Genomic DNA, 26,735 nt, shown 5'->3' on the forward strand with positions numbered 1-26,735 from the left:
AGCGGCTGCGGCCCCTGTTCTGCGGGGCTGCGGCACAGGAGTTTCCTATGCTCTTACAACGCATTTTTGCGTCGGTGCTGTTGCTGGCCTGTGTGGGTCTGGCACTGATGGCATGGCCGTACCAAGCGGCCTTTTCTTATGAACCGGTGGGTCCTCGTGCGTTTCCGCTGCTGATGCTCGGGCTGATGGGCATGGCCCTGTTGTACATGGTGTTCCGTCCCGCACCGATCAAGCACAACCCTGACGAACCGCCGATGGACCGCGAAACCTTGACCAAAATCGGCATCTGCGTGGTGCTGTTGCTGGTATTCGCGGGCACTTTCGAACCGCTCGGTTTCATTGTCGCGAGCATCTTGATCGGCGTCCCGATGGCGCGCCTGTACGGCGGCCGCTGGCTGCCCAGCGCGATCATCATCAGCCTGATAGCGATCGGTCTTTACCTGCTGTTCGACAAGTTGATGGACGTGCCACTGCCACTGGGCGTGCTCGACGTTCTGGAGAACTGATATGGATACTCTTGGCTATTTGGGTCAGGGTTTCGGCGTCGCGCTGAGCCCGTACAACCTGGTGACCGCCCTGTGCGGCACCTTGATCGGCACCGTTGTCGGCTTGTTGCCGGGCCTGGGTCCGATTAACGGCGTCGCGTTGCTGATCCCGATCGCGTTCGCCCTCGGGCTGCCACCGGAGTCAGCGTTGATTCTGCTGGCCGCGGTGTATCTGGGTTGCGAGTACGGCGGCCGGATCAGCTCGATCCTGCTGAACATTCCGGGCGAAGCCTCCACCGTCATGACCACCCTCGACGGTTACCCGATGGCCCGCAAAGGCCTGGCCGGTGTGGCGCTGTCGCTGTCGGCGTGGAGTTCGTTCATCGGTGCGTTCATCGCCACCTGCGGCATGGTGCTGTTCGCTCCGCTGCTGGCGAAATGGGCGATTGCCTTCGGCCCGGCGGAATATTTCGTGCTGATGGTGTTCGCGATTGTCTGCCTGGGCGGCATGGCCGGCGATCGACCGTTGAAAACGTTTATCGCGGCGTTGATCGGCCTGTTTTTGTCGACCGTCGGCATCGATGCCAACAGCGGTGTCTATCGCTTCACCGGGGACAACATTCACCTGACCGACGGCATTCAGTTCGTCGTGCTGGTATTGGGCCTGTTCTCCATCAGTGAAATTCTCCTGCTGCTGGAAAAAACCCACCACGGTCAGGAGGCAGTAAAAGCCACCGGCCGCATGATGTTCAACTTCAAGGAAGCCTCGGCGGTGTTCGTGGTGAACATTCGTTGCGGTCTGCTGGGCTTCATCATGGGCGTGTTGCCGGGTGCCGGCGCAACCCTTGCCAGCGCCGTGGCCTACATGACCGAGAAGCGCATCGCCGGTGCCAAAGGCACGTTCGGCCAAGGCGACATGCGCGGCCTCGCGGCACCGGAAACCGCCATTGGCGGTGCCGCGTGCGGTGCACTGGTGCCCATGCTGACCCTCGGCGTTCCAGGCTCGGGGACCACCGCGGTGATGATCGGCGCGCTGTCGTTGTACAACATCACCCCGGGCCCGCTGCTGTTCCAGCAGCAACCCGACATCGTCTGGGGCCTGATCGCCTCCCTGTTCGTCGCCAACATCATGCTGGTGATCCTCAACATCCCGATGATCCGCATCTTCACCCGCATCCTCGCCGTGCCGAACTGGGCGCTGGTGCCGGTGATCGCAATCATCACCGGGATCGGCGTCTACGCGGTGCACGCCACCACATTCGACCTGTTCCTGATGATCGGCATCGGTATCTTCGGTTACATCCTGCGCAAGCTGGACTTCCCGTTGTCGCCGGTCCTGCTGGGTTTCATCCTCGGAGGTTTGATGGAGCAGAACCTGCGTCGCGCCCTGTCGATTTCCAACGGTGCGCTGGAGATCCTCTGGTCGAGCCCGATCACGTTCGGTGTCTGGGTACTGACGGCGATCATGCTGTTGATGCCGATCGTCCGTATCTGGCGCAAGCGTTCGGTCGCTCGGCGCGCTATCGCGGATGTCTGATCGAACACCTTTCAATGCCTGGTGGGGTACGCCGCTGGTCGGCGCGCTGGGCGGCTACCTGGCCAGCCTCGTCGGCTGGCCGCTGCCGTGGATGGTCGGCTCGTTGCTGGCGATCATCCTGGTGCGCTGCCTGACGCCCTGGCAACTGGCGGAAATCCCTGGCGGCCGCAAGTGCGGCCAGTGGGTGGTCGGCATCGGCATCGGCCTGCACTTCACCCCGGTGGTGATGGAGCAGGTGCTGAGCCACTTTGGCCTGATTTTCTTCGGTGCGTTGGTCACCAGCCTCTCGGCGGTGGTCGGGGTCTGGTTGATGCGGCGCACCGGTGAGGATCGCGCCACCGCGTTCTTTTCCAGCATGCCCGGCGGCTCCGGGGAGATGGTCAACCTCGGCGCACGCAATGGCGCGGTACTCAGTCGCGTAGCGGCCGGGCAAAGTCTGCGGGTGCTGGTGGTGGTGCTGTGTGTGCCGGCGGCGTTCAAGTATTTGCTGGGTGACGGCGCGCCCGTCGTTCATCCGACGGCCGTCAACGGGTGGTGGCTGGCCCTTCTATTCCCGGCAGGCGCGTTGGCGGCCTGGCTTTGGGAACGTCTTCGTCAACCCAACCCATGGCTGTTCGGGCCGTTGCTGGTAAGCGCGGCGGTGAGCATTGGTTGGGATTTACATATTGGCTTGCCCCATGGCGGCAGTCAGATTGGCCAATGGCTGATCGGCAGCGGCCTGGGTTGTCACTTCAATCGGCAGTTTTTCCGGCGGGCGCCTTCGTTTATGGGGCGAACCTTGATCGGGACGGTGCTGACGATGTTGATCGCCACGGCGGCAGCGCTCGGGTTAAGTGCGCTGACACATCTGGATTTGCGTTCGCTGACCCTGGGCATGATGCCCGGCGGAATTGCAGAGATGAGCCTGACGGCGGAGACCCTGCAATTGTCGGTGCCATTGGTGACGGCGATGCAGGTGATGCGGCTGTTGTTCGTGTTGTTTCTGGCGGAGCCGTTGTTCAAGTATTGGAATCGCCACCCGGATTCCGTCTGATAGACCGAGGCGCCCACATCTTCGGAACGCCTCGGTCAGCGCATCAAACCGGCGGCAACCGCCACTCGATCGGCGTCTCGCCATTCTGCTCCAGAAACTTGTTGGTCCGGCTGAAGTGCCCGCACCCGAGAAAGCCGCGATAAGCGGACAGCGGTGATGGATGCACCGACGTCAGCACCAGATGCTTGGTCGCGTCGATCAGCTTCTGCTTACTCTGGGCATGGGCGCCCCACAGCATGAACACCAGGTGCGGTTGTTGTTGGCTGACCACTTCAATGATCCGGTCGGTAAAAAACTGCCAGCCCTTGTCCTTGTGCGCATTGGCATTGGCGCGCTCGACGGTCATGGTGGTATTGAGCATCAACACGCCCTGATCGGCCCAACTCTGCAGATAGCCATGATTGGGAATGTCGATGTTCAGGTCACGCTTCAGCTCTTTATAGATGTTCACCAACGACGGCGGCGCCGGCACGCCCGCCTGCACCGAAAAGCACAAGCCATGGGCCTGGCCCGGGCCGTGATACGGGTCTTGACCGAGAATGACGACCTTGACCTTGTCCAGCGGCGTCGAATTCAGCGCGTTGAAAATCATCGGGCCCGGTGGATAGATTTCCTTCCCCGCCGCGCGTTCCTGTTGCAGGAAATTGCGCAACTCTGCCATGTAGGGCTGGTCGAACTCGGCACGCAGTGCCTCCTTCCAGCCCGGTTCGAGTTTGATACGGTCGTCAGTAGTCATGGTTACATCCGGCAAAAACAATGGGGCGAACCCTAGGAAAGCCCATCACGCTTGTCAATTGATCTGACGCAGAACCGGCATTTTCCGGCATTGCGATCATACTGAACGCTCAAATTCCCGATCGAGGTCACGATGAATCTGCACTTCGAAGAACTCACCGGCACCGACGGCGCCCGCATCGGCGTTGCCAGCCTGGATGCCGAAAAGTCCCTGAACGCCCTGTCCTTACCAATGATCAACGCCCTGCGCGATCAACTGGACGCGTGGGCCAAAGATCCACAAATTGTCTGCGTCCTGTTGCGCGGCAAAGGTACCAAGGCCTTTTGCGCCGGCGGCGAAGTGCGCAGCTTGGTGGAAGCCTGTCGCGCGCATCCGGGTGAAGTCCCCCCGCTGGCCGCGCATTTCTTCGCGGCGGAGTACCGACTGGACTTCAGCCTGCACACCTACCCGAAACCGTTGATCTGCTGGGGCCATGGCTACGTACTCGGTGGCGGCATGGGCCTGCTGCAGGGCGCGAGCATCCGGATTGTCACGCCGAGCAGCCGTTTGGCAATGCCGGAAATCAGCATCGGCCTGTACCCGGATGTCGGTGCCAGTTGGTTTCTGTCACGCCTGCCCGGCAAGCTCGGTTTATTCCTCGGCCTGACCGGTGCGCACATGAACGGTCGCGATGCGATCGACCTGGACCTGGCCGACCGCTTTCTACTCGATGAACAGCAGGAAGAGCTGATCGAAGGCCTGCTGCAATTGAACTGGCAGGAACAGACGCCGATGCAGCTCAACAGTCTGCTCAAGGCCCTGCAGCAGGAAGCGCTCGCGCAAATGCCCGAAGCCCAGTGGCTGCCGCGTCGTCAGCAGATCGATGAATTGCTGGATGTCAGTGATGTGCGCTGCGCCTGGAAAGCCATCAGCCAACAGCGCGATAGTACGGACCTGGTGCTTAGCCGCGCCGCACGCACCCTCAGTGAAGGCTCGCCGCTGACCGCTCATCTGGTCTGGGAACAGATCGTCCGTGCGCGACATATGTCGCTGGCGCAGGTTTTCCAGATGGAATACACCTTGAGCCTCAACTGCTGCCGTCATCCGGAATTCAGCGAAGGCGTGCGGGCGCGGTTGATCGACAAGGATCAGAAACCGCACTGGCATTGGCCCGACATCAATAATGTGCCGGATGCGGTGGTGGAGGCGCATTTCCACAAGGTTTGGGAAGGGCGACATCCGCTGGCGGATCTTTCCGAGTACTAAAATCCTGGAGTTGTCCGCGATAGCTGTATCAAGAGGTCTATCGCGGGCAAATCATGGTCTCTCCTAAGAGAGGTTGCTAGTCACCGTCTGTTCATAATCGAAGTATTAATTAGACCTGAACCCCATAAAATTCAGATATCTCCTTCAAGGCCTCTATTACACCCTCGTCATCACGTAAAAATACATCTTCCATATCTCTTAGCGGTGGCAGAGGATGTAAAAGTTCAACAAGCTGGTCGGCAGAGTAGTCTTGAGGAGTCCTGTCGACGGTTTGTACTCTTACAAAACTTATCGCAGCATCGCCTCCCGAAAAATGATTAGCCACTCGCATCTTCGGAGACGCACCATAATTAACCACGACGACGAGATCATTATTGTCGCGGTGAAATTTCAGCTGATGAATGGATGCATCGAAATCCGTAAAATCGATTCCATCTACACCGCCAGATGCATTAACAATCAAATCCCTTCCCAAGCCGTCGTATTTGTAAATATCATTGCCCGCGCCGCCGGCCAGAGTGTCGTCACCCGCCCCTCCCCAAAGAACATCATCTCCCGGACCGCCCGAAATCGAGTCATTCCCCTGCATGCCTCGTATTTCGCCAGAGCCATTCAAAGTGTCATTACCTTGGCCACCAACGAGAGGAATCGTTTTACCGTCCCGAAGAGAGATCGCCTCAACTGCATTTTCGATTAGGACACCCTGATGGTAAGTATCGGGGGCAGGACCTAATTTACTACTGGCTATTAGAAGGTCCAAGCTGACGCTTGATCCGTCCGCAAATTTTACAACCTCAATACCGGACTCACTCGAATCAATGGCGTTCGGCAATACAATACGAACTTGTTGTCCCTTACCCCAAGAGATATCAAGGGTCGAGTAAAGCATCTGCCCGCGAGGTGGGTTGCGATAGGTGCCGCGCTGCGGTTTCGGCGCCAACTCAATATTGACCGCTTCAACTAATACGGCGCCCCAACTTAATTGCAACTGCTCAAGGGTTATCCCATCCGGAAGTCTGACGGTATCTATATCGTCCAACCCGAACTCAGCTTTCCACCCCGCAACCCCAACCTCAGGGCGTGAGAAAACAGGGCTAAGTATGTCCGCAACAATAGTAGTCGCTCCCGCATGCGGGCTTATTATATAAATATCTGGACCGTTCTCACCGTAAAGCCAATCATCCCCTGCACCACTGACCAAATAATCCGCACCTTCTGATCCGAGAAGCGTATCGTTTCCCGCCCCGCTTAAAAAAAACGCACCAGGAATCCTATCCTCAAATCCACCATAATTAACGCCGGGATTTTGATAAGCGATAATTAAGTCATCGCCCGCCCCACCATGAAAAATATTTCCAACTTCGACATTTACCCTGCCGCCTGCGTCACCACCAAAAACAACTTGGTGCTTGACGGTTTCAGTCGTAACCTCTAAACCAAACTGCTTATAACTTAACTCACTACCCTCGAAGCTTCCACCAAGATAAGCATGCCAACCTTGAACCACACCTACGGCACTTCTATTTTCGACAACAACTTCACCAGCACTTATATAGAACCGACTGTAGCTTGAACCTGATTTTTGACTGCATTTTTTTGATAACCTTGGGTTACGATCCCACTTCATCGTCATGATCTCCGAGTCAACATAACAACTCATCACCCAAGCGCAGAAAGCCAATACCAAACCGAAGACCAGTATCCGCTTACACCGCCAAGAAGAACCCCAACGAATTATCTTACGCACTTCAAACTCCATTTTAAAATGATAAAACCACCCGCTCACGACATCTAAAAATCTTTACCGCTGAAACGATTAGCAGTACCTCACCCTATCGCAATGGCTCTATTGCCTGGCCGACTCAACGTAGCCAATACCACATGCCGAAATTGACCAGGAAAGTTTTGATGGATAACAAGTAAATTCATGATTTAAATAGTCTTCTGCTCGTACACCCTCATTTCATTGAAGTTTTTTTCAACATCAATACGAATGCACAAACGCTAACAAACGCGCAGAAATAAAAATGTAGGAGGGTTCCGAGAACGCCCGAGGAGATGGAGCAAGGAGGGTGAATTTCGAATCGAGCAGGCGCTCTCGCAAGCGTGCGGTTCCTTGCGGGCATCACGTTCATCCCCAATCGTGACCTTCGCGCCCTATCCGTGACGCATAAAAAAAGCGGCGCTTGATGCGCCGCTTTTTTGTTGAGGTTTTGTAGGAGGCTACCGGTTCCTGCCACGCCCATCATGACCGTCCCGTCCACCACGGCCATCGCGTCCACCATGTCCGCCGCGATTATCGTTGTCCCAATTGCCGCGATTGCGTCCATCCCAACCGCCCCGGCCATTGTCGTCCCAACCACGACTCTGATGGGCCCGGTAATCGCCTCGTGGCGATGGCTGGTAATAACGCGGTGCCGGCTGATACACCCGTGGCTGGTAGTAAGACCGCGGTGTCGGCTGGTAATAGCGGGCCGGCGGTGAGTAATACCGGCGCGGCGATGTGTAGTAACCGCCACTGGAGTAGTAAGGCCCACCACCGGAGTAATACGGTGCAGGGGAGGTGTACACCTCGGAACTGTAGTAGCTGCCTCCTCCATCGGCATAGGGCACGCACGCACCGAGAGACAATCCCACTACAGCTATCAGAAGAATTCGACGGAGCATTTTTTGAAGGAGCATGGCGGCCTCCTGGACCGCGAGTGAGCCACACCAGCGACGCTGGCGGGCGACAGTCAATTATTCGGTGACTGTCGATAGATCAGACATCGATTTCGAAATCTGGTGCGGCCTTGCAACAAGTTGAAACATCTGGCCGATGAAAGGTTTTTCATCTATTCACGTGCTGATTAATGGTGCCCTCCGCGATATCCATCGCCGTAATGACGGGGCGCATGCCCGCCCCAATAGTAGTAGCGATAACCACCGTAATGGTGCAGGCCGTAATAGCAGGAGTACAGCGGCCAGCCACGCTGCATCTCAGTGCACGGACGCACCATCACAAAGCAACCAACGCCCCCTATACCCTGCCAGCTAATGGCAACCCCTCGACCCAGAGCGCTTCGGGCGACTTGGCACGGCTCTCGCTTTAACAAACCCGTGCAGGAGTCATCACAGGTTCGCGGCACCACAATTTGCAATGGCTGACTAGGGTTCCGGCTCGCTAAGGCGAGTGGCTGGTCCGAGAGTTGGCGACCTCCAGTTGAGGTTACACGGCGGGACAAAAGCCCGGGAGACAAGCCACCGTTCGCGGTGCCGCGTTGACTCCTGCCCGCCCTTGATCAACTGGAGAACCATCATGTCCCGACTTCGTTTACCCACCCTGCTCGCCGCTGCGTTCGCAGCCTTCGTGAGTGTCTCGTCCCAGGCCGCGCAAAAAGACCACTTCAGCGTCTGCTGGACCATCTACGCCGGTTGGATGCCCTGGGAATATGCGGGCAGCCAAGGCATCGTCGACAAATGGGCGAAGAAGTACGGCATCAAGATTGATGTGGTGCAGCTCAACGACTACGTCGAATCCATCAACCAATACACCGCCGGCCAGTTCGACGGCTGCACCATGACCAACATGGATGCACTGACCATTCCGGCGGCCGGCGGCGTCGACAGCACCGCACTGATCGTCAGCGACTTCTCCAATGGCAACGACGGCATCGTGCTCAAGGGCGACGGCAAGAAAGTCAGCGACCTCAAGGGCATGGACGTCAATCTGGTCGAGCTGTCGGTTTCCCACTACTTGCTGGCCCGGGCACTGGATTCGGTAGACCTCACCGAGAAAGACCTGAAAGTGGTCAACACCTCCGACGCCGACATCTCGGCGGCCTTCAACACGGATCAGGTGAATGCCGTCACTACCTGGAATCCGATGCTTTCGGACATCAAGGCCAAACCCGGCGTAACCGAAGTGTTCAACTCCAGCCAGATCCCCGGCGAGATCATGGACATGATGGTGGTCAACAGCGCCACCCTCAAAGACAACCCGGCCCTGGGCAAAGCGCTGACCGGCGCGTGGTTCGAAGTGGTCGAGTTGATGAACGCGAAAAACGCCGCCAGCAAAGCCGCCCTCGAACACATGGCCAAAGCCTCTGGCACTGACCTCGGGGGTTTCCAGGCGCAACTCGACACCACCAAATTGTTCGCCACGCCCAAAGAAGCCTTGGCGTTTTCCACCAGCAAGCAACTGCCGGAAACCATGCGCAAGGTCGCCGAGTTTTCCTTTCAGCACGGCTTGCTCGGTGAAGGCGCCAAGGACACCAGCGCCGTCGGCATGGCCTTCGCCAATGGCGTGACCAGCGGCGACAAGACCAACCTCAAGCTGCGCTTCGATCCGAGTTACGTGCAGATGGCCGCCGACGCCAAGCTGTAACAAGAGGACCTGGCCATGCGCCTGATCAATCGTCACCCGGATCGTCCGAGTCGCCTGCTGTTGGTGATCCTGCCGTTCGCCCTGGTGCTGCTGGCCTACTTCATGGGCTCGGCCGAGCGGCTGCTGGACAACCCCAACGACAAACTGTTGCCGAGCGCCGTGCAGATGACCGATGCGGTGAAGCGCCTGGCGTTCACCGCCGACAGCCGCACCGGCGAATACGTGCTGTGGCAAGACACCGCGTCCAGCCTGCGTCGCCTGGCCATCGGCCTCGGCATCAGCGCGCTGGCCGGGCTGTGCCTGGGCATCGCCGCCGGCACGTTGCCGCTGTTTGGCGCACCGTTGTCGCCGTTGCTGACGGTGCTGTCGATGGTGCCGCCACTGGCGATTCTGCCGATTCTGTTCATCGTGTTCGGCTTGGGGGAGTTGTCGAAAGTGATGCTGATCGTGATCGGCATCACCCCGTGCCTGGCGCGGGATCTGGAACAGCGCGCCCGGGAAATCCCGGTCGAGTTGCTGATCAAGGCCCAGACCCTCGGCGCTTCAACCTGGACGCTGATGCTGCGTGTGGTGCTACCGCAATTGCTGCCGCGCCTGCTGATCTCGCTGCGCCTGATGCTCGGTTCGGCGTGGTTGTTCCTGATCGCCGCCGAAGCCATCGCTTCCACCGACGGCCTCGGCTACCGGATTTTTCTGGTGCGCCGTTATCTGGCGATGGATGTGATCCTGCCGTACGTGGTCTGGATCACCTTACTCGCCTGGCTGATGGACTGGGGCCTGAAGCGCCTGACACAACGCGCGTTCCCTTGGTATGAAGGAGCCCGCGCATGAGCTTCATCACGGTGAAAAACGTCTGGCAACAGTACGCTGATCAGGTGGTGCTCGAAGGCTTGAACCTGCACGTCAACGAGGGTGAGTTTTGCACCCTGGTCGGCGCGTCGGGTTGCGGCAAATCGACCTTCCTGCGGCTGTTGCTCGGCCAGGAACGCGCCAGTCGCGGCGAGATTCTGCTGGACGGCCAGGCGCTGGCCAGTGAGCCGGATTCGAGCCGTGGCGTGGTGTTCCAGCGCTACTCGGTATTCCCGCACCTCACGGTGCTGGACAACGTCGCCCTCGGCCTCGAACTGCCGCGCTCGCCGCTGCTCGGACGGTTGTTCGGCAGCGCGAAAAAAGCGGCGCGCGAACAGGCCTCGGTGCTGCTGCACAAAGTCGGTCTCGGCCACTCGCTGGACAAGTACCCGGCGCAGCTCTCCGGTGGCATGCAACAACGGTTGGCCATCGCCCAGGCGCTGATCATGAAACCCCGCGTGTTGCTGCTCGACGAACCGTTCGGCGCCCTCGATCCGGGCATCCGCAAAGACATGCACGCCTTGCTGCTGGAGCTGTGGCGCGAGACGCAACTGACGGTGTTCATGGTCACCCACGACCTGTCCGAAGGTTTCAGCCTCGGCACCCGCTTGCTGGTGTTCGACAAGGTCCGCGTCGACCCGCACGCCCCCGGAGCCTATGGCGCGCGCATCACCTACGACATCCCTTTGAACAGCGACCGCCGCGCCCATCGCGCCGCCGTCGATGCCTTGCCGGCTGAGCTGGCAGGCACGCTTCGTATCGCTTAGAGGAATCTGAACATGACTGATTCAACCCAACTGTTTCCACCCTTCGCCGAAGAAATGCTCCCCGGCGGCGGCCATCGTTCGTTCGTCCTCAAGCGCGGCCAATTGCTGCGCCTGACCGACCTGCGTGGCGGTGCCAACGTCAGCCTGACGCTGCTCAACGCCAATGAAAAAACCGAGCGTCTGAACCTGCCCGACAGCCTCAAATGCCAACACACCGCCAAGCTCACCACGGGCCATTGCCTCTACTCGGACATGGACCGGGTGCTGGCGGCAATCACCGCCGACACCTGCGGCTGGAGCGACAGCCTCGGCGGCGTGCTCTGCGCTGAAGAAGTGGCAGAAAAATACGGCGCCGGCCGCTATCAGGAATTGCGCAACGGCTTCTTCCGCAACGGCACCGACAACCTGTTGGTGGAACTCGGCAAGTGGGGTCTGGGCCTCTCGGATCTGCTGATGACCCTCAACCTGTTCAGCCGCGTAAATGTCGATGAGGCTGGGCGCTTCCACTTCGTCGAAGGCAATTCCAAGGCCGGCGACTACATCGAGTTGTACGCGCCGATGGACACGCTGGTGGTGCTCACCGCCCTGCAACACCCGATGGACCCGTCGCCGGACTACGCGCCAAAACCGTTGAAGTTGAGCTGGATGAACGCCGACGCCAGCGTCGCCGAACACTGCCGCACTTCGCGCCCGGAAAACGAGCGCGGCTTCATCAACACCGACCGTCTGTTCGCCTGAGGATCGCTGCCATGTCACTTGCAATCGCTACCGCTCAAAAGCATCCAGAAACAGCGGTCTACCGCGCCACCATTCCCGCCGGCGAACCGTGGCTGATGGAAGTCAAGGCCGGCCAGACCCTGCGCATCCTCGATCTGGAAGGCAATCAGGCTGTCGATACCTTGTTCTACAGCGTCGCCAATCCGAAAGAACGCTACGACGTACAACGCACGTTACGCCGGCAGAACAGCGTCTACCTGAGCACCGGCAGCGTGCTGTATTCCAACCTCGGCAAACCCATGTTGACCATCGTCGCCGACACCTGCGGCCGCCACGACACCCTTGGCGGTGCCTGCGCGCAGGAGAGCAACACCGTGCGTTACGCCCTGGAAAAACGCTACATGCACAGCTGCCGCGACAACTACCTGCGCGCCTGCGTCCACGACGGACGACTGGGCAAGGGTGACATCGGGCCGAACATCAACTTCTTCATGAACGTGCCGGTCACGGCGGATGGCGGGCTGACCTTTGAAGACGGGATTTCGGCACCGGGCAAGTACGTGGACCTGCGGGCGGAGATGGATGTGATCGTGCTGATTTCCAACTGCCCGCAGTTGAATAACCCGTGCAATGCCTACAACCCTACGCCTGCGGAGCTGCTGGTATGGAACTGAAACTTTCGCGGTTGCGGCGGTGGTTGTTTGCCCTGTGCCAGGCCCGTTCCGGCCAGTGCCTGAAATCTCCAGACCACCACTAAACCTGTGGGAGCGGGCTTGCCCGCGATAGAAGTGTGTCAGTCGACATCAGTGTTGAAAGTGCCGGCCTCATCGCGGGCAAGCCCGCTCCCACAAGGTTTTGTGGTGTTTGGGAGTGAATTGATTCTGCCGTCGGGGACGACCCCGGCGCCCAACGAAAAACTGCGGGACGGCCCGCATCCCCTCCAGGGGTTTTGCCATGTTCGAAAAAGTCCTGATTGCCAACCGTGGCGCCATCGCCTGCCGCATCCTGCGCACCTTGGGTGAATTGCAGGTCAAGGGCGTCGCCGTTTACTCCGAAGCCGATGCCGCGAGCCTGCACCTCCTGCAAGCCGATGAAGCCCACAGCCTCGGTGAAGGCGCGGCGGCCGGCACCTATCTGGCGGTCGAGAAAATCCTCGCCATCGCCAAATCCTCCGGCGCCACGGCGATCCATCCCGGCTACGGTTTCCTCTCGGAAAACGCCGCGTTCGCCGAAGCCTGCGAAGCGGCCGACATCGCGTTCATCGGTCCGACACCTGAACAGCTGCGCGTATTCGGCCTTAAACACACGGCACGCGCATTGGCCAAGCAACACGGCGTGCCAATGCTCGAAGGCACCGAGTTGCTCGACAGCCTCGACGCGGCGTTGGTCGCGGGTGAACAGCTCGGTTACCCGGTAATGCTCAAAAGCACCGCTGGCGGCGGTGGCATCGGCATGCGCGTGTGCCGCAGTGCTGCCGAGTTGAGCGAATCCTTCGAAGCGGTCAAACGCCTCGGCCAGAACAATTTCAGCGACGCCGGGGTGTTCATCGAGAAGTACATCCAGCGCGCGCGGCATCTCGAAGTTCAAGTGTTCGGCGACGGTCGCGGTGAAGTACTTGCCCTCGGCGTGCGCGACTGCTCGGTGCAGCGCCGCAATCAGAAAGTCCTCGAAGAAACCCCGGCGCCGAACCTGCCCGAAGGCATGGCCGAAGCGTTGTGCGCAGCAGCGATCAAACTGGCCAAAGCGGTGAATTACCGCAGCGCCGGCACCGTGGAATTCGTCTTCGACAGCGCAGACCAGCGCTTCTATTTTCTGGAAGTGAACACCCGTTTGCAGGTCGAACACGGCGTCACCGAACAAGTGTGGGGAGTGGATTTGGTGCGCTGGATGGTCGAGCTCGCGGCCGGGGATTTACCGTCGTTAAACACCTTGAGCCAGGCTTTGAAAGCCAACGGCCATGCAATTCAGGCGCGGCTGTATGCGGAAGATCCGGGTCGTGATTTTCAGCCGAGCCCCGGCTTGCTGACCGCTGTGAATTTCCCCATCGCTGACGGTAAACAACTGCGCATTGACACCTGGGTCGAGGCCGGTTGCGAGATTCCACCGTACTTCGACCCGATGATCGCCAAAGTCATCAGTTGGGCGCCGACCCGCGAAGAAGCGCGGGCCGATCTGCATCAGGCCTTGGGTGACAGCCAACTCTATGGCGTGGAAACCAACCGCGATTACCTGCGGCAGATCTTGCTCGATGCGCCGTTCGCCAGCGGTCAGCCGTGGACCCGCTGCCTCGAACATCTGATCTATCAGGCCAACACCTTTGAAGTGCTCAGCGCCGGCACGCAGACCAGCGTGCAGGACTATCCCGGACGCCTCGGCTACTGGGCCGTGGGCGTACCGCCGTCAGGGCCGATGGACAGCCGCGCATTACGTCTGGGCAATCTGTTGCTGGGTAACGAAGAAGGCACCGCCGCGCTGGAAATCACCATGAGCGGGCCGTTACTGCGCTTCAATTGCGACGCAGTGGTGGCGGTCACCGGAGCAGTGATTGCGCTGACGCTGAACGGTGAAACCGTGGCGATGAACACGGCGCTGCTGATTCCGGCCGGTGCCACGCTGAGCCTCGGGACGATTGCCGGTGCGGGCGCTCGCAGCTATCTGTGCCTGCGTGGCGGCCTGCAAGTGCCGGATTATCTGGGCAGCAAAAGTACCTTCACGCTGGGGCAGTTTGGTGGGCATGGTGGTCGGGCGTTGCGCGCGGGTGACGTGTTGCATGTGCCCGCGTTAATCGACCACAGCGTCGGTCAACAACTGGACCACGTAACCGAGTTGCCTGCCGTGCGGCAGATTCGGGTGATCTACGGCCCGCACGGCGCACCGGAATATTTCACCGAAAACTACATCGGCACGTTCTTCGCGACTCAATGGGAAGTGCATTTCAACTCCAGCAGAACGGGCGTGCGCCTGATCGGGCCGAAGCCGGAATGGGTACGTGCGGACGGTGGTGAAGCGGGACTGCATCCGTCGAATATTCACGACAATCCGTACGCCATTGGCGCGGTGGATTTCACCGGGGACATGCCGGTAATCCTGGGACCGGACGGCCCGAGCCTGGGCGGGTTTGTGTGCCCGGTGACCGTGATCGAGGCGGATCTTTGGCAGCTTGGGCAACTCAAGGCCGGGGACAAGGTGCAGTTCCTCCCCGTCGATCTCCAGACCGCCCGCTATCTCGCCTGCAAATGGGATACCTGTGGGAGCTGGCTCGCCAGCGATGGGGCCCGACCAGACACCGCATCAACTTCATCGCTGGCAAGCCAGCTCCCACAGGGCCTTATGTCGCCTGTTGTCTTGGAGTTGGGTCAAGCGGATACGCAGTTGGTTGCAAGGTTGTCGGGGGATACGCATCTGCTCCTGGAAATCGGCGCGCCTGAACTGGATCTCGTTTTGCGCTTCCGCGCCCACGCCCTCATGCAAGCCCTGGAAAGCAAACACCTGCACGGTGTCATCGACCTCACACCGGGCATCCGCTCGCTGCAAGTGCACTACCAACCCGAACAACTGCCACTGACCGATTTGCTCGGTATCGTCGCCGGTGAATGGGATGCGGTGTGCGCCGCCAAGGACCTGCAAGTCCCCTCGCGCATCGTCCATCTGCCGCTGTCCTGGGACGACCCGGCCTGCCAATTGGCGATCGAAAAATACATGACCACCGTGCGCAAAGACGCTCCGTGGTGCCCGAGCAACCTGGAGTTCATCCGCCGCATCAACGACCTGCCGAACCTTGATGAAGTGCAGCGCACCGTATTCGACGCCAGTTATCTGGTGATGGGCCTGGGCGACGTTTACCTCGGTGCACCGGTCGCCACCCCACTCGATCCGCGCCATCGTCTGGTGACCACCAAATACAACCCGGCCCGCACCTGGACCGCGGAAAACTCGGTGGGTATCGGTGGCGCCTACATGTGCGTGTACGGCATGGAAGGCCCCGGCGGTTATCAGTTCGTCGGTCGCACGTTGCAGATGTGGAACCGCTACCGCGAAGTCGCCGCGTTCGACGGCAAACCTTGGCTGCTGCGTTTCTTCGATCAGATCCGTTTCTACCCGGTGAGCGCCGATGAACTGCTGCGCATCCGCCGGGATTTCCCCCTCGGGCGATTCGCGCTGAACATCGAGCACAGCCAGTTGAACCTCGCGGACTACCAGGCGTTCTTGACCAAAGAGTCCTCGAGCATTGGCGCTTTTCGGGATCAACAGAAAGGCGCATTCAACGCCGAACGCGAACGTTGGATCGCCAGTGGCCAAGCGCACTTCGACAGTGAAGAACTGGCCCCGGAAGCGACCGAAGACGCACCGCTGGCCAGCGGCGAACTGAGCGTCGACAGCCACATCGCCGGCAACCTCTGGCAGGTTCAGGTGGAGACCGGCAGCCGCGTCGCCGCCGGCGATGTGCTGGTGATTCTGGAGTCGATGAAGATGGAAATCCCGCTGCTCGCACCGATGGCCGGCGTGGTGCGCGAGATCCGCGTGCAACCGGGTTCGGCGGTGCGCGCCGGACAGCGCGTCGTGGTGCTGCAACTCGACTGAACCCATTTGGAAAAGGACTCACATCATGACCATCAATCTGCAACTCGACGTCCTGCGCAGTGCTTATCGCGTCGGCAACATCACGCCACGTCAATTGCTGCTGAGTCTGCGCGACAGAGCCGCCGCGCTGAACCCGGATTTTCACCTGTTCATCCATTTGCTCAGCGTTGAAGAACTGGAACCGTACCTCGCCGCGCTCGACGGTCGCGATATCGACAGCCTGCCGCTGTACGGCGTGCCGTTTGCGATCAAGGACAACATCGATCTGGCCGGCATTCCAACCACGGCGGCATGCCCGGCGTTTGCCTATGTGCCGTCGCAGTCGGCGACCATCGTCGAGCAGTTGCTGGCACTGGGCGCGATTCCGCTGGGCAAGACCAATCTCGACCAGTTCGCCACCGGCCTCAATGGCAGTCGCTCGCCGTATGGCGCCTGCCCGAACAGCGTGTTGCCGGAGTACCCGTCGGGCGGTTCCAGCGCCGGGTCTTCGTTGGCGGTGGCGCTGGGCGTGGCGAGTTTTTCGTTGGGCACGGACACGGCGGGTTCCGGGCGCGTGCCGGCGGGTTTGAACAATCTGGTGGGATTGAAAGCCACCAAAGGGTTGATCTCCACGGCGGGTGTGGTGCCGGCGTGTCGCACGCTCGATTGCGTCACGACGTTTACCGCGACGGCGCAGGAAGCCAGTCAGTTACTGGCACTCACCGCACACCTCGATCCACGGGATGAATACAGCCGCAGCAACCCGCTGTGGAATGACGGCTCGGCGTTTGGCACACCGCGGCCCTTCCGCTTCGGCGTGCCGCGTGCGCAGGACCTCGAGTTCTTCGGTTGCCCTGAAGGACCGCTGTTGTTCGGCGATGCTATCGATCGATTCAAGGCGTTGGGCGGTGAAGCGGTGGAACTGGATTTTTCACCCTTCCTTGAAGCGGCGCGGTTGCTCTATGAAGGCCCATGGGTGGCGGAGCGCTACAGCGTGGCTGGCGAGTTGATGGAGCAAAATCCGCAAGCGGTGTTGCCGGTGATTCGCGCCGTGTTGGCCAAGGCGCCAGCGGTGAGCGGCGTGCAAACGTTCCGCGCGCAGTATCGGCTGCAAGCCTTGAAAACCCTGTGCGACAAGGCGTTGGAAGGATTGGATTGCGTGCTCACGCCGACCATCGGCCGTCCGGTCACGTTGGCGGAACTTGAGGCTGAACCGGTGCTGCGCAATTCGGAACTGGGTTACTACACCAACTTCATGAACCTGCTCGATTACGCCGCTGTCGCGGTGCCGAGCGGGTTCATGGGCAATGGTTTGCCATGGGGCGTGACGGTGTTTGGTCGTGCGTTTACCGATCAGTATCTGTTGAGCGTGGCGGATGCGTTTCAACGTCGTGCGCAGTCACCTGCACCGTTGGCAGTCGCTCGCAATGACCGTGCGCGGCTGGTGGTGTGCGGCGCGCATCTGGATGGGCTGGCGCTGAACTGGCAGTTGAAGCGACGCGGCGCGACGTTGGTCGAGTCGACGTTCAGCTCGCCGGACTATCAGCTGTATGCGTTGGCCGGTGGCCCACCGTTTCGTCCGGGGATGGTGCGGGTGAAAGATGGCGGCGTGGCGATTGCGGTGGAGGTCTGGGAGTTGCCGAGCAGTGAGTTGGGGTCGTTTTTGACCGGTATTCCGGCGCCGCTGGGGGTGGGCAAGGTGCAACTGGCGGATGGGCGTTGGGAGAGTGGGTTTATCTGTGAGGCGTATGGGTTGGAGGGTGCGGTGGATATCAGTCACCTGGGCGGATGGCGTGCGTACCTGAAAGAGTTGAGTTGATCTCTCGATTCGCGAGCAAGCCCGCTCCCACAGGTTTTGCGCAGTCCTTGTGGGAGCGGGCTTGCCCGCGATGGCATCCGCACAGACGTCATCGAACCAGATCCCTGCCGATTCACCCTACAAATCCCGCAGTTATTTCCCCGCAGTGCCACTAGAATGCTCCCCAACGGGTCACTGCCAACGGAATCGCCATGCCGCTTCACTCGCCGCTGTATTCGCAACGTTCGCTGGTTCTCACGCTGATCGCGCTACTGGGCGCAGGCTTTCTCGCCACGTCATTGCTCAGCTACTACGCCTCGCGCGCCTCGATCCGCGACAACATCGTCAACACCGAACTGCCGCTGACGTCGGACACGGTCTACTCGGAAATCCAGAAAGACCTCGTCAGACCGATCCTGATTTCCTCGATGATGTCCCGCGACACCTTCATGCGCGACTGGGTGGTCAACGGCGAACACGACCCCGACCAGATGACCCGCTACCTCAACGAGGTCATGACTCACTACGGCGCCTACACCGCGTTTTTCGTCTCCAACGGCACGCTGACCTACTACCACGCCAAGGGCGTGCTCAAGCAAGTCAAAGTCACTGAACCGCGCGACGCCTGGTATTTTCGCGTACGCGACATGGCCAATCCCTACGAAATCAACGTCGACCCGGACCTTGCCAACAAAGACAACCTGACCTTTTTCATCAACTACAAGGTCTACGACTACAACAACCGTTTCATCGGTGCGGCGGGTGTCGGCCTGACGGTGGATGCGGTGATCAAGCTGATCGACAAATACCAACAGCGCTATCAACGCAGCGTGTACTTCGTCGACAGCTTCGGCCGATTGGTGCTCACCGGCGCCGAGGGTGGCCCGCAGGGTGCGCATATCGGCCAAAAACTCAGCAAACTCGAGAGCATGAAGGGCCTGGTCAGCCAGCTGCCCAAGCCCCACAGCGGCAGCTACGAATATTCCGTCCAGGGCCAGGGACATTTCCTCAACGTGCGGTTCATTCCGGAGCTGAACTGGTACCTGTTCGTCGACAAACGCGAAGACGGCGCCCTCAATGAAATCCGCCATTCGCTGTACCTCAACCTGCTGATTTGCCTGCTTGTGACCTTGATCGTGCTGGCCCTGCTCAACCGGGTGATCAAGCGTTATCAAGGCAAGATCCAGGCGCAGGCGACCCTCGACAGCCTCACTGAGCTGCCAAACCGTCGCGGCTTCGACCTGCTGGCGGCGCAAGCGATGCACGAGGCGCAGCGCGAACCGAAGCCGCTGACCGCGCTGCTGCTGGATCTGGACCACTTCAAGGTCTTGAATGACACCTACGGCCACCTGGCCGGCGATCAAGTGCTGATCGGCTTCGCCCGGGACCTGCAGAGTTGCCTGCGCCATTCCGACATCGTCTGCCGTTGGGGCGGTGAAGAGTTCATCGTGTTGCTCAAGGACACCGACGGTGAGACCGGTCTGAAGATTGCCGAGAAAATTCGTCAGCACGTTGAAGAACAGCGTTATGCCTACAACGATCAGGCCTTGCAGCTGACAGTCAGCATTGGCCTGACCACGCTGCAACCGGATGACACCTTGCACACCCTGCTCTCCCGGGCCGATCATGCGATGTATCGGGCCAAGCAATCCGGCCGTAACCGTACCTGCGCGGAAATGCCTCACACCAGTTATGCATAGTCCTACATGAACAAACCTGAATTCTGCCCGGCCTGCGGCGCTTCCAATGACTGCACCCTGGCCGACCCTCGAACCGCCGATCGGGCCTGCTGGTGCTACGGGGTCAGCATCGACCCGGCGGTCCTCGAAGCGCTGCCGCCCGAATTGCGTGACAAATCCTGCCTGTGCCCACGTTGCGCGCAGGTCGAGGCGCAGTTGTAAGCATCCTTATGGCCGATCACGTAAGATGCGCGACCCGTTTCCTGTCGATCTCATTTCATGCGCGTTGACCGTTTCCTCAGCAACCTGCCCCGCTACAACCGTAAGCAGGTCCGCCTGTTGCTGGTGGAAAAGCGCGTGCGGGTCGACGGAAAAGTCGTCAGTGATCCTCACGCCGAGGTGCTGGAGTTCAGCCGGGTCGAAGTCGATCAAGACGTGCTGCAAGCCGGCAAACCCGCGCGTTATTTCATGCTGCACAAGCCAGCCGGTTGCGTCAGCGCTACCCGCGACCCGGAGCACCCGACAGTCCTCGATCTGTTCGACGAGCCCGACAAGCAAGACCTGCACATCGCCGGTCGCCTGGACTTCAACACCACCGGTCTGATGCTGATCACCAACGACGGTAGCTGGTCGCGACGCCTGACCCAACCGCAGACCAAACTGCCCAAGGTCTATTACGTCGAGACCGAGCAAGAGATCGGCCCGGAATACGCGCTGACATTCACCGAAGGCCTGTACTTCGCTTTTGAAGACTTGACCACGTTGCCGGCCGAGTTGACCCTGCTCGGTGCAAAATCAGCCCGACTGAGCATCGTCGAAGGCCGTTATCACCAGGTGAAACGAATGTTCGGCCACTTCGACAACAAAGTGCTGCGTCTGCACCGTGAGCGCATGGGGCCGCTGGTGCTCGACAATGCGCTAAAACCGGGCGAGTACCGTGCGTTGCGCACCGAAGAGATCCAATTGATCTAAGCAGCCTACCGCTCAGCAGAAGTTGTCGAACAATTCACCAATGGCACTTGCGCGATCCCCACTCCCCTGCTTGAATCAGGACGTCAGCCGAAATGTGACTGACGAGTCACAACATACTTCTAAGAAACTTTTTTCCGGTTAGAGAACCCTCAGGTTCCGCCTCAGACCGGCAGACTGCCCGCCAATAATAAAACCCGTCGACCGGACTGCAATGGATCGACATGGGCCTCCAAATTCCAGGCGTATGCCTACCTGTCACAAAGCTCGTGCAATCTCATTTGCGCGCATACCCGCTTGCCAGGAGTCTTATGACATGAGGCCAGAAATCGCTGTGCTGGATATACAGGGTCAGTATCGGGTTTACACGGAGTTCTATCGCGCAGACGCCGCAGAGAAGACCATCATCTTGGTCAACGGCTCGATGGCCACGACTGCGTCGTTTGCACAAACCGTGAAAAACCTCCACCCGCAGTTCAACGTGGTCTGCTACGACCAGCCCTACGCGGGCAAGTCCAAAGCCCACAACCTGCATGAGAAATTGCTGACCAAGGAAGTCGAAGGGCAGATCCTCCTGGAGCTGATCGACCACTTCGCCGCCGAACACGTGCTGTCGTTTTCCTGGGGTGGCGCCGCGACCCTGGTCGCCCTCGCCCAACGGCCACGGCGCATCGAAAAAGCCGTGATCAGCTCGTTCTCCCCGGAGATCAACGCGCACATGCTCGACTACCTCGAGCGCGGTGTGGACTACCTCGGCAGCCGTGACGGCGACCGGGTCGGCAACCTGGTGAACAGCACCATCGGCAAACACTTGCCGACCCTGTTCAAGCGCTTCAACTACCGCCACGTCAGCAGCCTGGCCGATCATGAATACGGGCAGATGCACTTCCACATCAGCGACCTGCTGCACAGTGATCGCGAGTGCTTCCTCAAGGCCTCGGAAAAAATCAACGTACCAGTGCTGTTCATGAACGGCGAATGGGACGAATACACTGCCGCCGATGGCGCGCGATTGTTCGCCAATCGCGTGCAACACGCCACGTTCACGACACTGGATGCGACGGGGCACTTTCTCGACATGGAACACAAAGCCGCCTGCCGAGACAGTCGCAATGCGCTGCTGGGTTTCCTGAAACCTGAGCAACAGGCAAATCGACCGCGTTACCACTACGTCCAGGACCACCATGCATTCGCAATCTGAAACAGCGTCATCGCGAGCACGCTTCGCCCTATAGCGTCAAACGCATTCCTGTAGGCGCGAAGCTTGCCCGCGAACGACCGTCACCCGGTCCGATGTCTTGTGTCACCTGCGCTAAAGCCATCCAGCGCAAAGAAAAACTTCATTTCCACGCGCACATCTGGTACAAAGTCAGCCGCTCTGAGCGGGTGTCGTATAATGGCATTACTCCAGCTTCCCAAGCTGATAACGAGGGTTCGATTCCCTTCACCCGCTCCAATCGAATTTTGGTCTCACGTTGTTTTTTGACGGGGGATGCAGGAAATAAAAAAACCGGCCTTGATGGTCGGTTTTTTTGTGTCCGGGATTTGTGTCTCAAATAGAAAGTTAGCGTTTTACCGTGAAATCGCGGTTTTGTTAGCGTTTTGATCGTCCGGATAAAGGAGTCGCCGGTATCGCTTCTACAGGGTTTTAGCTGCCAGACACTCGTTTCCTTCATCCTGAACTGCCCATCAAGCGACTCGATGACTGGTACAGAAGCCTCCGAGAACTTCTCGGAGCGCTTTTGAACGCACTGGCCGCAGGTTTCCCGATGGCCCGGTTCGCCAACCCACGTACAGCTACCACCCTATTGTTTGGCGACGATTGAGTGGTAGGTCTTCCCTCAGACAGGGTGATCACTCATGTATAAATATATGGCGTTAACCAGCAAACCGGGGCGCCCTTTGCGTTTTGCCGCCCCACGTATATTTTCCGTATAGATCCCCGCCAGCCAGTAAAGATGCCGTAGCACACCCTCAAACCCGACAAAAAAACCCCTACCCTGCCAGCTCACCTTTCACGCAGAGATCAGCATGGACAATTCGGAGTTGGGGCTCATGATCATTTCAATGATTGGGTTATTCGGCTTTGCGTCATTTCTTTTTGACTACTTGAGCGCCAAACGAAGGGACAGATAACGTTCAGCGTTATCCGTCCCTTTCTGGCATCAGCGGGTCGCGACGATGAACAATCGCGGGAACGGCAGCAGCACCGAACCATCACTCAGCGCCGGATACGCCTGCTCGATCACGGCGTGATATTGCTTGAGGTACTGCGCCTTTTCCGCGTCATCCAGCGGCTCGAGAAACGGTCGCAAGCCGCTGCCCTTGAACCACTCGACCACGCCCGACGCGCCGCCCGCCAGCGGATGATGGTAAGTGGTGCGCCACACATCGACGCGCGCGCAGTGCGGTCGCAGCATCGAGTAGTAGTCGCTGGCGCTGGCCATTTCCGTGCGTTGCCCGGCGGCGTCTGCCAACTTGCTGGCCCATGGGCCATCGGCAGCGACTTCACGCATCAGGCGATGGGACGGTTCGTTGAGGTTGTCGGGCATCTGAATGGCCAGGCTGCCGCCCTGGGTCAGACGGGCGGCGAGCGAGGGCAGTAATGTTGCGTGATCGGGCAGCCACTGCAACACCGCGTTGGCGAAGATCACGTCGAACGGACCGCTGTCGTTCCAGGTGCCAATGTCCACGGTGTCGAACTGCACCTGCGGCAAGCGCTTACGGGCGGCTTCGATCATGTCGCTCGAACTGTCGACGCCACGCACCGTGGCGCTGGTGAAGCGCTCCACCAGCAATTCGGTCGAATTGCCGGGGCCGCAACCGATGTCGATGGCCGAGCGCGCGTCCACGGGCGGGATCGCCGCGAGCAGATCGCGTGCCGGGCGGGTGCGTTCATCTTCAAAAGCGACGTATTGCTGGGCGGACCAACTCATTGCGTTCTCCTGTCGAAGCGTTGTCCGGGCCTGGGCCGACAACCGGTTCGCTACGATACAGCGGCCCGTGAGTTGACCCAACCCGACTTGTGGATATTCGGCTTTCAAATCGCAAAGTTGTAGGAGCCGGCTTGCCGGCGATGGCGGTGTATCAGTCAACATTGACAAGCCTGACACACAGCGATCGCCGGCAAGCCGGCTCCTACAGAGATCGTGTTTTCATTGAGCGTAGAAATGTAAGCAGAATTTTCATCGCCCCCGCGCTGTCACAAATTCAGGCGCATCCCTATAAGGACAACGGCAATGAAATTCGCAAAAATCTCGCAGAAACTCGCCTTGTGGGCCGGCAGTCCCAAGACGTTTATGGGGGCGTTGATTCTCATCGGTCTGTGGGGGTTGAGTGGGCCGATTTTTGATTACAACGACACCTGGCAACTGATGATCAACACCTCGACCACGATCATCACGTTCCTGATGGTGTTCCTGATCCAGAACACGCAGAACCGCGACACTGACATTTTGCATTTGAAAATCGATGAGTTGCTGCGGGCGAACAAAGAGGCGAAAAACGCGATGCTCGGGCTCGAGGCGCTGGATCTCAAGCAACTGGAGGCCCTGCGTAAACACTACCGTGCCATGGGTGAACACGAGGTGCATGACCTGGCGGGGTTAGCGACCAAAGGCAAGCACAAACAGAATTTGAACGACTGCTGAGTGCGGGAGCGGCGTGTCTGATACACCACGGCGATTGGATCGTCGGAACGCCGCCCGCAGCAAGCCGGCTCCTCCAGTAGGAGCCGGTTACCAAAAATGTGCGTCAGCGACTGGCTTGCAGTGCCTTGGCCATTTGCAGATGGTTCTGCAGTTTGGGCAGGGTTTCTTCAGCGAAAGCTTTGATTTCCGGCACATCGGTGGTCTGCGCAGTCTGCTGAAGCTGCTCGATGGCTTCCTGCGTGGTCTTCACTTGACTGGCGGCATACGCCTGGTCAAAAGCGCCACCGTCCTGCACCTCCGGCATCAAGGCTTTGGCCTTGTCCACCACCTCTTCGCGTGGCGCCACCGGCAGATCCAGTTGCTTGGCGATTTTAGCCAGGTGCTGGTTAGCGGTGGTGCGGTCGTTGATGACGACGATGGTGTAATCCTTGACCTCTTTGGATTCGGATTTCTGATGCGCCAGGCGGCTGGCTTCGATGTCGGCCATGCCTTTGGCCGAGGCATCGTTGATGAATTCGGCGGGGGACTGGGCAAACGCACTGCTGGCACACAGGCCCAGTAACGTGGCAAAACTTGCGTTGCGTAATCGGGTGGCCATCCGGCTCATGGTCGCGCCCTCCTCAATTTAAAATTCAAACGGGAGCTTTCGCTCCCGCTTCTCAATCAAAACTACGTTCACCACTACTTGGATTTCTGACCACCTTTGCGGCCCATATCGGGTTTCGCAGGCTCTTTATCGACAGTCGTGGTGGTAGTTTTCCCACCTTTGCGACCAGCTTCAGACGCCTTCGTTCGATCGGTGGCAGTGTGTCCCGTGTTCGAGTTTCTTGAGTTAGGCATGATTTTCTACCTCGTGGTATTGATCGCGGCGAGCTGTAGCCCGCATAGAATCTGAATTTCGATCACCGCAAAGGTTTAGAAAAACTGGGGTCGATGCGACGAACGGCGAGCCATATTCAACTCTCAAGCCGCACATGGTTCTGCCGCTTGGCGCTGTACATGGCCTCGTCGGCATGGCGGAGCAATTGCTTTTCTTCCGTGCCATGCTCGGGAAAATGCGCGACGCCAATGCTCGGCTGAATGTTGACGCTATGACCGTCCAATCGCAGCGGCTGAGCCAGAATTTGACGGATTTTTCCCGCCACACTGTCAGCATCTTCCGAGGCCTGGATGCTGTGCAACAACACCACGAATTCATCGCCGCCGATGCGTGCCACGGTGTCGGTGTCGCGCACGCAGCCCTTGAGCCGATTGGCTACCGCTTGCAGCAGCATGTCGCCAACGGCATGGCCGTGGGTGTCGTTGACCTCCTTGAAGCGGTCAAGGTCGACGTACAGCAGGGCCATGCGCCCGGACTCCGACTTGGCCAGAGTCAGCGAAGCTTTCAGCCGGTCACGCAGCAACTCGCGGTTGGGCAGTTGGGTCAGTTGATCGTACTGGGCCATGCGCTGCAGCCGGGCATGCAACTGCTTGCGCTCGATGGCGGTGGCGACCTGGGCACACACGAACTGCAACAGTTCCTTGTCTTGCTCGGTGTAGCGCTCGCCGCCCGCCACGCTTTTAACGATCAGTGCACCGATGGTGCCGTTCTGCGAGTTCAACGGCACGCCCAGCCAGCAGGGCGAGTGCTCGCCGGCAACCAGCAACTCGAAGCCTTCCGGGGCATTGTCCTGATCCGGGGTCAGCAGGATCGGCTTGCCGCTGCGGATCACTTCAGCGCATAGCCGTCCGGTGACCGTTCCGGGCTGTTCGGGTTGCTGTTCATTGTCGTCGACGTGGTAAGGGAAATTGAGTTGCGCGCAGTGCTCGTCATACAGCGCCACGGAGAAATTCAGCGCCGGCAGCCATTCACCGATGATCATGTGGATGCGTTTGAACAACGCCAGCAAGTCCTCGGCCGCGTGGGCTGCTTCGGAGATCGCATACAGCGCCGCTTGCCGGGACTCGGCCTGCTTGCGCTCGGTGATGTCACGGGCCACGGCGATGCGCAGTTGATCGACTTCCGACCAGCGCGCGGACCACAGGATATGCACCACGCCGCCATCCTTGCGCAGGTAGCGGTTCTCGAAGTTGAGTTTGGGATCGCCGCCCATGATCTCCCGCGCAGCGTCGAGGGTGCGCTGGCGATCGGCGGGATGCACCATATCGATCATCGGCAGGCCGACCAGCTCATCAGGCGTGTAACCGAAAATGCGCTCGCAGGCCGCGCTGACAAAAACAAAGCGACCCTGTTTATCAACCGCGCAAACGGCGTCCAGCAGTAGATCGATGTAACTCGCCAGCGGCGCGGAATTTCTGGTTGCCATGGTGCCGAGTGCATGTCCGAACAATGCAGCAATAAAGA

General features: G+C 59.3%; 23 protein-coding genes, 1 tRNA gene and 1 riboswitch. Of the genes, 17 read left to right on the forward strand and 7 right to left on the reverse strand.

Annotated elements, in window-relative coordinates:
* The first annotated feature begins 47 nt into the window (after nt 1-47).
* The 3 genes from ACI77H_RS11845 to ACI77H_RS11855 are packed head-to-tail and all read left to right on the forward strand — an operon-like array spanning nt 48 to nt 3,055.
* On the forward strand, nt 48-506 hold the full coding sequence (locus tag ACI77H_RS11845) for a tripartite tricarboxylate transporter TctB family protein (RefSeq protein ID WP_407012070.1): 459 nt from the start codon (nt 48-50) through the stop codon (nt 504-506).
* 1 nt (nt 507) lies between these two features.
* Nucleotides 508-2,022, forward strand: a complete 1,515-nt coding sequence (locus ACI77H_RS11850; protein ID WP_407012071.1) for a tripartite tricarboxylate transporter permease — start codon at nt 508-510, stop codon at nt 2,020-2,022.
* Nucleotides 2,015-3,055 carry an AbrB family transcriptional regulator gene (locus ACI77H_RS11855; protein WP_407012072.1) on the forward strand — a complete coding sequence of 347 codons (1,041 nt, stop codon included), beginning with the start codon at nt 2,015-2,017 and terminating at the stop codon, nt 3,053-3,055. Before ACI77H_RS11850 ends, ACI77H_RS11855 begins: the two co-directional genes overlap by 8 nt.
* A 43-nt stretch (nt 3,056-3,098) precedes the next feature.
* Here the strand turns inward: ACI77H_RS11855 and ung are convergent, their stop codons facing one another.
* A complete protein-coding gene (ung, locus tag ACI77H_RS11860; protein WP_407012073.1) occupies nt 3,099-3,791 on the reverse strand; it encodes a uracil-DNA glycosylase in 693 nt (230 codons plus the stop codon).
* 132 nt (nt 3,792-3,923) lie between these two features.
* On the opposite strand from ung, the gene ACI77H_RS11865 reads away from it, so the two are divergent.
* Nucleotides 3,924-5,036, forward strand: a complete 1,113-nt coding sequence (locus ACI77H_RS11865) for an enoyl-CoA hydratase/isomerase family protein (protein WP_407012074.1) — start codon at nt 3,924-3,926, stop codon at nt 5,034-5,036.
* 109 nt (nt 5,037-5,145) lie between these two features.
* Here the strand turns inward: ACI77H_RS11865 and ACI77H_RS11870 are convergent, their stop codons facing one another.
* Nucleotides 5,146-6,783: a hypothetical protein gene (locus tag ACI77H_RS11870; protein ID WP_407012075.1), complete on the reverse strand. Its 1,638-nt coding sequence runs from the start codon at nt 6,781-6,783 to the stop codon at nt 5,146-5,148.
* Nucleotides 6,784-7,259: 476 nt separating this feature from the next.
* Complete coding sequence (locus ACI77H_RS11875; RefSeq protein ID WP_407012076.1) at nt 7,260-7,718, reverse strand: hypothetical protein; 459 nt, start codon at nt 7,716-7,718, stop codon at nt 7,260-7,262.
* A 454-nt stretch (nt 7,719-8,172) separates the two neighbouring features.
* Nucleotides 8,173-8,273, forward strand: a riboswitch (guanidine-I (ykkC/yxkD leader).
* Between the two features lie 61 nt (nt 8,274-8,334).
* Between ACI77H_RS11875 and ACI77H_RS11880 the strand changes: the two genes are divergently transcribed.
* From ACI77H_RS11880 to ACI77H_RS11935, 12 genes are all read left to right on the forward strand, one after another.
* Complete coding sequence (locus ACI77H_RS11880; protein ID WP_407012077.1) at nt 8,335-9,402, forward strand: putative urea ABC transporter substrate-binding protein; 1,068 nt, start codon at nt 8,335-8,337, stop codon at nt 9,400-9,402.
* A gap of 15 nt (nt 9,403-9,417) precedes the next feature.
* Nucleotides 9,418-10,233, forward strand: a complete 816-nt coding sequence (locus ACI77H_RS11885; RefSeq protein ID WP_407012078.1) for an ABC transporter permease — start codon at nt 9,418-9,420, stop codon at nt 10,231-10,233.
* A complete protein-coding gene (locus ACI77H_RS11890) occupies nt 10,230-11,018 on the forward strand; it encodes an ABC transporter ATP-binding protein (protein ID WP_407012079.1) in 789 nt (262 codons plus the stop codon). Before ACI77H_RS11885 ends, ACI77H_RS11890 begins: the two co-directional genes overlap by 4 nt.
* Nucleotides 11,019-11,030: 12 nt before the next feature.
* Nucleotides 11,031-11,756, forward strand: coding sequence for an urea amidolyase associated protein UAAP1 (locus ACI77H_RS11895; protein ID WP_407012080.1), 726 nt, complete (start codon nt 11,031-11,033; stop codon nt 11,754-11,756).
* Nucleotides 11,757-11,767: 11 nt separating this feature from the next.
* The gene (locus ACI77H_RS11900) at nt 11,768-12,409 is read left to right on the forward strand and encodes an urea amidolyase associated protein UAAP2 (protein WP_017336948.1); all 642 of its coding nucleotides are present in this window, start codon (nt 11,768-11,770) and stop codon (nt 12,407-12,409) included.
* Between the two features lie 280 nt (nt 12,410-12,689).
* Complete coding sequence (gene uca / locus ACI77H_RS11905) at nt 12,690-16,316, forward strand: urea carboxylase (RefSeq protein WP_407012081.1); 3,627 nt, start codon at nt 12,690-12,692, stop codon at nt 16,314-16,316.
* 25 nt (nt 16,317-16,341) lie between these two features.
* On the forward strand, nt 16,342-18,114 hold the full coding sequence (gene atzF / locus ACI77H_RS11910) for an allophanate hydrolase (RefSeq protein ID WP_407012082.1): 1,773 nt from the start codon (nt 16,342-16,344) through the stop codon (nt 18,112-18,114).
* A gap of 191 nt (nt 18,115-18,305) precedes the next feature.
* Nucleotides 18,306-19,793 (forward strand): diguanylate cyclase, encoded by a 1,488-nt coding sequence (locus ACI77H_RS11915; RefSeq protein ID WP_407012083.1) that lies wholly within the window; start codon nt 18,306-18,308, stop codon nt 19,791-19,793.
* Nucleotides 19,794-19,799: 6 nt separating this feature from the next.
* Nucleotides 19,800-19,994, forward strand: a complete 195-nt coding sequence (locus ACI77H_RS11920; RefSeq protein ID WP_008025763.1) for a cysteine-rich CWC family protein — start codon at nt 19,800-19,802, stop codon at nt 19,992-19,994.
* Nucleotides 19,995-20,051: 57 nt separating this feature from the next.
* The gene (locus ACI77H_RS11925; RefSeq protein ID WP_407012084.1) at nt 20,052-20,744 is read left to right on the forward strand and encodes a pseudouridine synthase; all 693 of its coding nucleotides are present in this window, start codon (nt 20,052-20,054) and stop codon (nt 20,742-20,744) included.
* Nucleotides 20,745-21,057: 313 nt separating this feature from the next.
* A complete protein-coding gene (locus ACI77H_RS11930) occupies nt 21,058-21,942 on the forward strand; it encodes an alpha/beta fold hydrolase (protein ID WP_407012085.1) in 885 nt (294 codons plus the stop codon).
* Between the two features lie 181 nt (nt 21,943-22,123).
* A tRNA-Gly gene (locus ACI77H_RS11935) sits at nt 22,124-22,197 on the forward strand.
* Between the two features lie 709 nt (nt 22,198-22,906).
* Here the strand turns inward: ACI77H_RS11935 and tam are convergent.
* The gene (gene tam, locus ACI77H_RS11940) at nt 22,907-23,677 is read right to left on the reverse strand and encodes a trans-aconitate 2-methyltransferase (RefSeq protein ID WP_407012086.1); all 771 of its coding nucleotides are present in this window, start codon (nt 23,675-23,677) and stop codon (nt 22,907-22,909) included.
* Nucleotides 23,678-23,980: 303 nt separating this feature from the next.
* Between tam and ACI77H_RS11945 the strand changes: the two genes are divergently transcribed.
* Entirely contained in the window at nt 23,981-24,391 is a 411-nt protein-coding gene (locus ACI77H_RS11945) for a low affinity iron permease family protein (RefSeq protein WP_407012087.1), read from the forward strand.
* A gap of 103 nt (nt 24,392-24,494) precedes the next feature.
* Here ACI77H_RS11945 and ACI77H_RS11950 read toward each other — a convergent pair whose 3' ends face one another.
* The 3 genes from ACI77H_RS11950 to ACI77H_RS11960 form a co-directional block, all read right to left on the reverse strand.
* Nucleotides 24,495-24,998 carry a DUF4142 domain-containing protein gene (locus ACI77H_RS11950; RefSeq protein WP_407012088.1) on the reverse strand — a complete coding sequence of 168 codons (504 nt, stop codon included), beginning with the start codon at nt 24,996-24,998 and terminating at the stop codon, nt 24,495-24,497.
* A 74-nt stretch (nt 24,999-25,072) separates the two neighbouring features.
* Nucleotides 25,073-25,231 (reverse strand): stress protein, encoded by a 159-nt coding sequence (locus tag ACI77H_RS11955; protein WP_407012089.1) that lies wholly within the window; start codon nt 25,229-25,231, stop codon nt 25,073-25,075.
* Nucleotides 25,232-25,347: 116 nt separating this feature from the next.
* On the reverse strand, nt 25,348-26,697 hold the full coding sequence (locus ACI77H_RS11960) for a diguanylate cyclase domain-containing protein (protein ID WP_407012090.1): 1,350 nt from the start codon (nt 26,695-26,697) through the stop codon (nt 25,348-25,350).
* Nucleotides 26,698-26,735: the final 38 nt, after the last annotated feature.

This window comes from Pseudomonas sp. O230, from assembly GCF_045447035.1.
In the GTDB taxonomy this organism is placed as follows: Bacteria; Pseudomonadota; Gammaproteobacteria; order Pseudomonadales; family Pseudomonadaceae; genus Aquipseudomonas.